Raw genomic sequence first — 9,517 nt, 5'->3', positions numbered from 1 at the left:
GACGACTACGCACAACAACAAGCCCAAGCCCAAGCCCAAGCCGAAGCCGAAGACGCGGACAACACCGACACAGATGCCAGCACCGACGACATCCCCTTCTAAACCTCACCGTCGAATAAAACGACGAGGGCCGGTGGCCTCCCACGTTTCCGTGAGAAGTCACCGGCTCAGATTTACTACCGAATACGGTTCTGCGGGCTACTTGCGTCCTGCCTCGTAGGCGGCGCCGACCTTGTACAGGCGGTCGTCCTGGAATGCGGGGGCCATGATCTGCAGGCCGGTCGGCAAGTTGGTGTCGGAGGCCATGCCGGAAGGGACAGACATGCCACACACGCCAGCGAGGTTCAGCGGCAGGGTGCACAGGTCAAAGTTGTACATCTCCATCGGATCCTCAACCTTCTCCCCCAGCTTGAAGGCCGTGGTCGGGGTGGTCGGGGATACGAGGACATCGACCTGCTCGAAAGCACGCTCAAAGTCCTGGGCGATGAGGGTACGCACGCGCTGTGCCTGCAAATAGTAGGCGTCGTAGTAGCCGACGGACAGCGCGTAGGTACCCAGCATGATGCGGCGTTTAACCTCGGGGCCGAAACCAGCCGCGCGGGACAGGGACATAACCTCTTCCGCAGAGTGGGTTCCATCATCGCCGACACGCAGACCGTAGCGCATGCCGTCGAAGCGGGCCAGGTTGGAGGAGACCTCACACGGCATGATGAGGTAGTACGCCGCGAGAGCATCGTCGAAGTGCGGGCAGTCAACCTCGACGATCTCTGCGCCCTGAGACTTCAGCTGCTCAACCGCGGCGTGGTAGGCCTCCATCACGCCCGGCTGCCAGCCGTCGCGCTCGAATTGCTTGATCAGGCCGACCTTGACGCCGGAAAGATCTCCATTGGCGCCTTCCTTGGCGGCCGCGACTACCGGCGCGACCGGCTTATCCACTGAGGTGGCGTCGAAGGAGTCGTGGCCGGCAATGATTTCGTGCAGCAACGCGGTATCTAGGACCGTGCGCGCGGTCGGGCCTGCCTGGTCCAAAGAGCTTGCAGCAGCGATGAGGCCATAGCGAGAAACGGTGCCGTACGTCGGCTTCACGCCCACGGTGTTGGTCAAAGCGGCAGGCTGGCGAATGGAGCCGCCGGTGTCAGTACCGATACCCAGCGGGGCTTGACCGGAGGCAAGAGCCGCAGCGGTACCACCACCGGAACCACCCGGGGTGCGCTCGGTGTCATACGGATTGTGAGCCGGACCGTAGGCAGAATTCTCGTTAGAGGAGCCCATCGCAAACTCATCGAGGTTCGTCTTACCCAAGATCGGAATGCCGGCCTCGCGCAGCTTGGTCACCAGCGTAGCGTCATAAGGTGACACCCAACCCTCCAGCATCTTGGAGGCGGCGGTCGTGGGGGCGTCGGTAGTCACCAGCAGATCCTTGAGGGCTAGCGGCACACCGGCCAACGCGGAAGCGGGCGCTTCGCCAGCGTCGAGGGACTTATCGACGGCGTCGGCAGCCGCCAGTGCTTCCTCAGCACCAACATGCAGGAAGGCGTTGAGTTCGCCGTTGGTCTCCGCGATGCGGTCCAGGAAGGCCTGAGTAACTTCGCGGGAGGTGAGCTCGCGAGAGTGAATCTTCTCAGCCAGCTCGGCGGCGGTCAGCGCGGTAATGCCCTCGGTGGGCGCAATGAATTGTGCCATTCTTATTCGTCTCCTCCACCCAGAATCTGCGGAACCATGAAGCGATCTTCATCAGCTGCGGGGGCCTGGTCCAAGGCCTGCTCAGCAGTGAGGGTTCGCACGACAACGTCCTCACGCATGGGGGCGTTAACGGAGTGCGGGTGCGACATCGGCTCCACACCTTCAGCCTCGACCTTGCCAACCGCGGACACGGAATCCACGATTTCGTCGATCTGCGCGGCGAACTGTTTCAGTTCTTCCTCGCTCAGGGCCAATCGCGACAGCTTTGCCAAGTGCGCGACCTCGTCACGCGAAATATCAGACACGCGAACTCCATCCTTTTATTCATTGAGACGGTTGATAGCTAAGCACCCATGGTACTGCACGGCTGATGCCACGCCACCACCGCTCCTCCCCTAAACGCAACACGAGCTATTGAATAGTATTCGATACGTTGGGTACCATCGATCAAGTTCTATAAACTTTTCATATCAAGAATTCCCTACCTAGTCATCTTCCCCAGAAAGAACGATATGTCGTACCTCGTCCGTGTCCTCCTCCCTGACACTCCCGGCAGCCTTGGCCTCCTCGCCGACGCGATGGGCAACATCGAGGCCGATATTCGCTCCGTCGACATCGTAGAAAACTTCCCTGACGGGACGGTCATGGATGACATCGTGCTCGATCTCCCCCAGTCCACCATGGCAGATGAGATCATCACGGCAGCCCAGGCCGTGGAAGGCGTAGAAATTGATTCCATCCGTCCGTTCAGCGGCCGCGTTGACCGCCGCGGGCAGATCCATGTACTGGCGAAGGTTGCCTCGCAGCGCAACGTAACCGCCGCGATGAAGGAAGTCTGCGCGGCAATTCCCAAGGCACTGACCTCCAATTGGGCCATCGTCATTGCGAACGATGAGAAGATCAGCCGCATTGCCGCCTCTGACGCCGCACCTGCCGACGACGGCTCGATCCCCACCGACCTCAACATCACCTCCGCCCGCGTGCTCAATCCGGAGAAGGACACGTGGATCCCGGAATCGTGGACCCTCATCGAATCCGCACTGGCGGCCGCTCCCCTCGTAGGCACGAACTATGTCGTGGTGATGGGCCGCGTTGGCGGGCCCGATTATCTCGCTTCCGAGGTCGAGCACCTGGGTGACTTGGGCGCCATCCTGGGCGCCTTCCTCACCTAGTTCGACCTAGCGGTCGAGCAATATGCTGAGGCCCGCGGCGACGTCAGGAACCACGTGGTCTACCTCGTCGGTGATGTGTGTTCCCGGGAACGTGAAGGACTCGGTGGCGATGGAATGCATCGAGAGATCGTTGAAGCTATCGCCGAAGGTGTAGAGTTCAGCCTCTTCGTGGCCGAGGTGACCAAGCAGTCGTGTCAAGCCCTCGCCCTTGTTGTGTCCGGGTGGCATGATGTCGTAGAAATCGCAGTTGAACGAGGACTCAACATCGCAATTCGCACGCACCCACTCGTCGACTTCGCGGCGTAGCTCGGCGTCGCCCGGAATCCACAGGGACATGAGAACGGTGCTGCGCTTGGCGACGTCCCCCAGATCCACCACTTCCGTATTCGCCACCATCGAAGATTCACGGCCAGCCAGGCCGTCCCACGCCACTTGGTCAGCCCCAGTCAAGCCCGTCAGGTAGATATTTAATGGCAGCCCAGTGAAACGGTCGATGACGGCTTGGACGACATCACTAGGCAAGTGCTCCTCGTGCAGGATGGAGAAATCGCCGTCCGTGATGACGGTGCCGTTGTAGAGCACGTGATAATCCAACTCCACCCCGAATGGCTCGAGTGTGTTCCGGGCGTTGGCAATGGACTTGCCCGTCGCAGAGATAGCGAGGTTGCCAGCGGCCCGCCATGCGGCGATGGCTTCCTTTACTGCCTCAGTTATGTCTTCGTTGACGTAAACAGTGCCATCCATGTCCAAAGCCGCAATCTTCATGAGCCGTAGTCTATTAGGCCTTTCACGGCCGAGTCCACCACCGCGGTGCACGCCTCTTGGATTTCGGGTTGCGCCCAGGGGAAGGTAAGGGAGATATCGGCAAGCGCGTGCATGGGCAGGTCATTATGTCCGTCGCCTAAGGTGATCAGCTCAATCTCGGAACGCTTGACTCCCAAGTGACGTAGCAGCCAGGTCAAGGCACAGCCCTTGTCGTGGCCAGGTGGAGTGATGTCGAAGAAGTTGCGGTTCATCGCGGTGCCGACGGGAAAGCGCTCAGTAACCCATTGCGCGATCTCTTTCTGCAGGCTTGGATCGTCCGGCGTCCAGGCGGCGACGAGAGGGAAGACTTCTTCCTCGATGCGCTCGGGCGCGACCGGTACAGGCTCGCTGATGATGGGGTTGTGCACCCCGGCCACGTTGCGGACGAGGTGCCCGTCCGGACCTTCCAGGCGCGTGCAATACAGGTCGAGCTTCGGGATATCACGAACCCGCTCATACACAGCGCGGACTACCCCGGGCGGCACATGGCTTTCATAGAGCAGCTCATAGGAACTATTCATGATGAGGGTGCCGTTGCAGAGCAGGTAATAGTCGAATTCGACGCCAAAGGGCTCAAGAGCACGCCGCGCCGAGTGCGGCGACTTACCGGTGGCCACAACGGCGAGGTTGCCCGCAGCACGCCACCGGGCAATCGCCTCCGGTACCTCGTCGGGCATATGCCCGTCAAAGTAGATGGTGCCGTCTAAGTCGAAAGCGGCTAGCTTCATGCCTCGCCCGTTTCAAGAAGCCGGTTAAAGCCCTCCTCATCCAAGATGGTCAGCCCCAGATCGCGGGCCTTCTGTTCCTTCGAGCCAGCATTCTCTCCAACTACGACGTAATTCGTTTTCTTCGATACAGAGCCGGATGCTTTTCCACCACGGGTGATGATGGCCTCCTTGGCGGAATCGCGGGTGAAGTTCTCCAAGGTTCCGGTCACCACGACGGTGATGCCTTCAAGTGTCTGCGCCGGCTTGTCGCTGGCTTCTTCCTCCATCGTGACCCCAGCAGCGGCCCACTTCTGCACGATATTGTCGTGCCATTCCACCTCGAACCACTGCTTGAAGGATTCCGCGATGATGCTGCCCACACCATCGGTATCCGCTAGCTCCTCCACCGAGGCCGCGCGCAGCGTCTCCATGGAACCAAAGCGGGTGGCTAGCGCACGCGCCGCGATGGGGCCAACGTGGCGGATAGACAGCGCTACCAGCACTCGCCAGAATTCAGCCTGACGGGCCGTCTTGAGGTTCTCCAGCAGCTTCTTACCGGAGGCATTGAGCGCACCCTTCTGGGTAGTATAAACCGAGGACTTGAGGAGTGCTTCTTCATCAAGATCGAAGAGGTCCGCCTCATCCTTGAGCACTCCGGAGGAAATCAGATCTGCGGCCGCCTTCTCCCCCAGCTCGCCAATGTCGAGCGCCTTGCGGGAGGCCAAGTACTCTAGGCGCGCTGCCAGTTGCGCGGGGCAGCTGCGTGTATTCGGGCAGCGCCAGTCTTGGTCGCCTTCTTTCTGTGGCGCCAGCTTCGTACCGCAGGCAGGGCAATTCTCCGGGAAGACCCACTCGGTCTCGCTGCCATCACGTTTATCCAAAACGGGGCCGAGGACCTCGGGGATGATCTCTCCGGCCTTGCGGATGATGATGGTATCGCCGATAAGGACGTTCTTGTTCTTGACCTCGAATTGGTTGTGCAAGGTTGCCATGGACACCGTCGAACCAGAAACGAAGACCGGTTCCATAATGGCGAAAGGCGTCACGCGCCCTGTGCGCCCTACACCTACCTCGATGTTGAGGAGCTTGGTGGTGACCTCTTCCGGCGGGTACTTGTAGGCAATAGCCCAGCGAGGCGCGCGGGAGGTCGCGCCCAACGCGCGCTGGCTGGCCAGGTCATCGACCTTGATGACGAGCCCATCCATCTCAAAGTAGGCATCGTGGCGGTGCTCCTCCCAGTACCTCACCCGCTCTTGAACCTCCGTGGCGGTGGTCACGCGCTGGGTATAAGGAGAGACCGGGAATCCCCAAGACTCCAGGGCCTTGTAGGCATCGTGCTGCGAAGTGGGCTGGAAACCCTCGCGTGCGCCAATGCCGTGGCAAACCATGTGGAGCCGACGCTTCTTGACGTCCTCCGGGTCCTTCATGCGCAGCCCACCTGCCGCCGCGTTGCGGGGGTTGGCAAAAGTGGGCTTGCCGTCCTCACGTCGCGCTGCGTTGATCTCCTCGAACTCATCCGGGCGCATGTACACCTCGCCGCGGATCTCCACCAGGGAGGGAACCGGATACTCATCCGTGCCAGTGAGCTCGTGCGGAATGTCCGGGATAACGCGCGCATTGGCAGTAATGTCCTCTCCCACACGACCATCACCACGCGTGGCGGCCGTGGCAAGCTTGCCGTCGCGGTAGACCAAGTCAATGGACAGGCCATCAATCTTCAGCTCGGTCAAATAAGCCTCAGCCGGCGTGCGGTCCAGCCAGTCCTGCAGCTCATCCGCACTGAAGACGTTGTCCAAGCTGTACAGGCGCTCCAGGTGCTCGATATCTACAGCACCTTCCGGAGCAGCACCTACCTGCTGGGTAGGCGAATCCGGAGTCTGTAGCTCCGGGTGCTCTGCCTCCAGCGCTAACAAACGCTGGAAGAGCGCGTCAAAGTCCGCATCCGGAATCGACGGGTCACCGTTGTAGTACAACTCGCGGTGCTTGCGCACTTCCTGGGCAAGCTCGGACCATTCGCGTTGGATATCTACTGCATCACTCACGAGTCACTAGTGTAGCGGGACTGCCGGACATGCCTGTGACCTGCGGATGGTCATTCTGCAAAGGTTCGTCCGTCATTCTGCAGTACTTCCACAGTGCATGTCCGAGCCGGGCGCTAGAGTGTTGTCCATGAACTTCGACGCCACCCGCATGCTCTCCTTCGACCTTGAGACCACCTCCGTAAAGCCCAAAGAAGCCCGTATCGTCACCTCCGCCCTGGTGCGTATCGACGGGCGCGAAGTGGACAAGCGGGAAATGCTCGCTGACCCCGGCGTGGAAATCCCCGAGGAAGCCGCCAAGATCCACGGAATCACTACCGAGAAGGCCCGCGCGGAGGGTCGCCCGCACGAGGAGGTGCTCAAGGAAACGGTCGATTCCATCTATCAGGCCTGGGAGGAGGGGCTCACGCTCATTGTCTACAACGCCGCCTACGACCTATCCGTGCTACGCGCGCTGACCGGGGACTTCACGGTCAACGGTCCGGTGTTCGATCCTTTCGTCATCGATCGTGTTAAGGACAAGTGGCGCAAGGGAAAGCGCACCTTGGAAGAGGTCTCCGCCCACTACGGCGTGGAGTTGAGCAACGCGCATGAGGCGACTGCCGACGCTTTGGCGGCCGCCCGCGTGGCCTGGAAGCAGGTGCGCCAGCACTTCCCCGAGCTAGCACAGATGGATACCAACGAGCTCATGGAATACCAGGCCGTCGAGTGGTACAAGGACCGCGAATCCTTCAAGAAGTATCTGGAAGGCCGCGGGCGCGATGCCTCCGATGTCTCCACCGCATGGCCGATGATTTCTTAAGCCTGCCCCCTTGCCAGTTTTCTAGAGTTCTGGAATTCTAGAAAACATGAAAACGACAGTCGAAGCACGCCTCGCCGAACTTGAAACGCGCGTCGCCGCGCTTGAGGGGCGCACCACACCCACTGACGCCGACCCCGCATCCGCCACTGGAGAAAGCTCGGCCTACTGGCTGGTCGACGCCCTCGCACCCAACGAGCAGCTTCCCGACGGCTCCGTCATCTTTGGCGGCAACATAAACGTCGGCAAGCGCACCTATGCCTATCAATGGCAGCGCCCCACCAACTTCATCACTGACGAGGATTGGACAGAAAACCTCGAGCGCCTATCCGCGCTCGCACATCCGGTCCGCGGTGAAATCCTGCGCCGCCTCCTCGCCGCGCCCGCGACAGCCGCTGAGCTCGTCGAAGAGGACATCGTCTCCTCCACAGGCACCGCCTATCACCACTTGAGCGCACTGACCCATGCCAGTTGGACCACAAAGTCCGGTGGCGAATATGCCATCCGCCCCGCCCGAGTTATCCCCCTGCTGACCATCATCACTGCAAGCGAGGACCACTAATGCGTAGAATTTCCCTAGCCGTCATCGCTGCCATTGCCGTTGCAGCCATCCTGCTCATCACGGGGCCGCAAAGAATTGCTCTGGCAAAAGACAAAACTGGCGACGAAGCCTTAGCTGCCCAGTTGGAAGAGCACTCAGAGTCCGGCTTCCACAACATCACCGCTTTTACCCTCCAGGACGGCAAGGTCACCTTTGCAGGGCTGGGCAGCGACGAGCACACGGAGGTCGAAATCGGCTCCGTGACCAAGATGTTCACCGGCGAACTGGCCCACCAGCTCGTCGAAGAGGGAAAGCTGAGAACTGACACCACTGTGGGCGAGGTCCTCAATGTCGGCGATGCGCCCGTCGCTGACGTCACCGTAAGGGAGCTGCTCGACCACACCTCTGGACTACCCGCCGTCGCCAAAGCGAACGTCCTCAGCTTTTTCGCTTCAACGATCACCGGTTCGAATCCCTATGAAGGTGAGACCGTAGAGGACATCGTGGACGCTGCCACGAAGGCCGAGCTAAAGGACCGCGGCGAAGAATCCTATTCCAACCTTGGCTACGGGCTCTTGGGTCATATTGTAGAGACCGCCGCCGGGCAGCCCTATGAGCAGATGCTCAAAGAACGCATCTTTGAGCCAGCCGGCATGACCGAAACCTATCTCATGACGCCGGGCTCTGTGCCTGACGACGCCCCACGGGGACTTACCAATACCGGCCGCCACGCCGAGCCCTGGGAGATGGAAGGTTCCGCACCCGCGGGAGCGATCCGCTCCACGGCGAGTGACATGGCCAAGTTCGCCGAGTGGTTTATGGACAACGGCGATACCGACTACGGCTGGCAGCCTCCCAGCAAGGACAATGCTGGGTACTGGCACAACGGCGGCACCTACGGTTACTCCACCATGCTCATCATCGAACCAGAGACCAAGCGCGCCGCCTTCGCCAACAACGATTCCCTCGCCGGCACCGAAGACCTCGCCCAAGCTCTATTCGACGAGCTCGCATCTTAAGGAGTAAGCATGTTCCTCACCGTAGCGCTCGCCGTCATCACCGCTTCGGAGCTCTGGGCCGCATGGAAGGCTCTGCGAAAACCCCTTTCCACGGCAAATCACCTCGTCACCGCGGCGATTACGATTCTCGCCATACTCTTCATCGGCTACGCCATGTCGTGGCACACCTCAGTGTATTTTGGCTGGTGGTACGCTCTTGTGGCAGCCTGCTCGCTGCACATCGGCGCGGTAGCTTGGCAGGCCTTGCAGCCTTCTAGCGGCACAGACGCTGGTCAAGAAGCTCCCGTACGATAGCACTATGAGCTCCTCTCCTACCTGCACCGTTGAAATCCAAGACGTAGACAGTACAACCATCGCAACTCTTCAGCACCGCGCCGCTACCGCTGGTGTTTCCTTCGAAGACTACGTGCGCAACATCCTCACTATCGCCGCGTCATCCCCATCCACTGCCAACAGAAAGTCCATCGAAGCAAAGGCGGCCGAACTCTCCCGTCGTGCACCTATCGATATGAAGGGAGACTTCGACGTCGTCGCCGCAATCCGCGCCGGACGAGACGCATAGAGGACTAGGGAGATTATTGGTCTCCCTAGTCGACGTCCTCATAAAAGTCTCCCAAATCTCCACATTCTTAAAAGTCTCCCAAATCTCCCAATGCTCTAAGATGAGGCTATGTCCCCGCACGAGAATCCCTTCCGACCCACCTTCGGCGTTCCACCACTGTTCTGAGGTTACCCTCGTTTAGTGGACACCCT

At 60.2% G+C, this 9,517-nt stretch carries 11 protein-coding genes; 6 read left to right on the top strand and 5 right to left on the bottom strand.

Annotation, left to right across the window (positions count from 1 at the left end; translation table 11 throughout):
- Positions 1–198 precede the first annotated feature (198 nt).
- Both gatA and gatC read right to left on the bottom strand, forming a co-directional pair.
- Entirely contained in the window at positions 199–1,683 is a 1,485-nt protein-coding gene (gatA, locus tag HMPREF2896_RS04095; protein WP_070447757.1) for an Asp-tRNA(Asn)/Glu-tRNA(Gln) amidotransferase subunit GatA, read from the bottom strand.
- Positions 1,684–1,685: 2 nt separating this feature from the next.
- Positions 1,686–1,988: an Asp-tRNA(Asn)/Glu-tRNA(Gln) amidotransferase subunit GatC gene (gatC, locus tag HMPREF2896_RS04090; protein WP_070447754.1), complete on the bottom strand. Its 303-nt coding sequence runs from the start codon at positions 1,986–1,988 to the stop codon at positions 1,686–1,688.
- A 207-nt stretch (positions 1,989–2,195) separates the two neighbouring features.
- Between gatC and HMPREF2896_RS04085 the strand changes: the two genes are divergently transcribed.
- Positions 2,196–2,855 carry an ACT domain-containing protein gene (locus tag HMPREF2896_RS04085; protein ID WP_070717943.1) on the top strand — a complete coding sequence of 220 codons (660 nt, stop codon included), beginning with the start codon at positions 2,196–2,198 and terminating at the stop codon, positions 2,853–2,855.
- Positions 2,856–2,861: 6 nt separating this feature from the next.
- Here HMPREF2896_RS04085 and HMPREF2896_RS04080 read toward each other — a convergent pair whose 3' ends face one another.
- From HMPREF2896_RS04080 to ligA, 3 genes are read right to left on the bottom strand one after another with little or no spacing between them, the layout of a single operon-like run.
- Positions 2,862–3,620: an HAD family hydrolase gene (locus HMPREF2896_RS04080; protein ID WP_070447749.1), complete on the bottom strand. Its 759-nt coding sequence runs from the start codon at positions 3,618–3,620 to the stop codon at positions 2,862–2,864.
- Positions 3,617–4,387 carry an HAD family hydrolase gene (locus HMPREF2896_RS04075; protein ID WP_070447746.1) on the bottom strand — a complete coding sequence of 257 codons (771 nt, stop codon included), beginning with the start codon at positions 4,385–4,387 and terminating at the stop codon, positions 3,617–3,619. Before HMPREF2896_RS04075 ends, HMPREF2896_RS04080 begins: the two co-directional genes overlap by 4 nt.
- On the bottom strand, positions 4,384–6,408 hold the full coding sequence (gene ligA / locus HMPREF2896_RS04070) for an NAD-dependent DNA ligase LigA (RefSeq protein WP_070447743.1): 2,025 nt from the start codon (positions 6,406–6,408) through the stop codon (positions 4,384–4,386). The genes HMPREF2896_RS04075 and ligA overlap by 4 nt, the downstream gene beginning before the upstream one ends.
- A 127-nt stretch (positions 6,409–6,535) precedes the next feature.
- Here ligA and HMPREF2896_RS04065 point away from each other — a divergent pair, with 127 nt between their 5' ends.
- From HMPREF2896_RS04065 to HMPREF2896_RS04045, 5 genes are read left to right on the top strand one after another with little or no spacing between them, the layout of a single operon-like run.
- Positions 6,536–7,207, top strand: a complete 672-nt coding sequence (locus HMPREF2896_RS04065; protein ID WP_070447763.1) for a 3'-5' exonuclease — start codon at positions 6,536–6,538, stop codon at positions 7,205–7,207.
- A 46-nt stretch (positions 7,208–7,253) separates the two neighbouring features.
- Positions 7,254–7,766, top strand: coding sequence for an ArsR/SmtB family transcription factor (locus tag HMPREF2896_RS04060; protein ID WP_070447741.1), 513 nt, complete (start codon positions 7,254–7,256; stop codon positions 7,764–7,766).
- A complete protein-coding gene (locus tag HMPREF2896_RS04055) occupies positions 7,766–8,764 on the top strand; it encodes a serine hydrolase domain-containing protein (RefSeq protein WP_070447739.1) in 999 nt (332 codons plus the stop codon). Before HMPREF2896_RS04060 ends, HMPREF2896_RS04055 begins: the two co-directional genes overlap by 1 nt.
- Positions 8,765–8,773: 9 nt before the next feature.
- On the top strand, positions 8,774–9,058 hold the full coding sequence (locus tag HMPREF2896_RS04050) for a hypothetical protein (protein WP_070447736.1): 285 nt from the start codon (positions 8,774–8,776) through the stop codon (positions 9,056–9,058).
- A 4-nt stretch (positions 9,059–9,062) separates the two neighbouring features.
- Complete coding sequence (locus HMPREF2896_RS04045) at positions 9,063–9,326, top strand: FitA-like ribbon-helix-helix domain-containing protein (protein ID WP_070447732.1); 264 nt, start codon at positions 9,063–9,065, stop codon at positions 9,324–9,326.
- Positions 9,327–9,517 lie beyond the last annotated feature (191 nt).

This window comes from Corynebacterium sp. HMSC069E04 (genome assembly GCF_001813175.1).
Taxonomy (GTDB): Bacteria; Actinomycetota; Actinomycetes; order Mycobacteriales; family Mycobacteriaceae; genus Corynebacterium; species Corynebacterium aurimucosum.
This window is presented reverse-complemented; position numbering and strand designations above follow the sequence as displayed.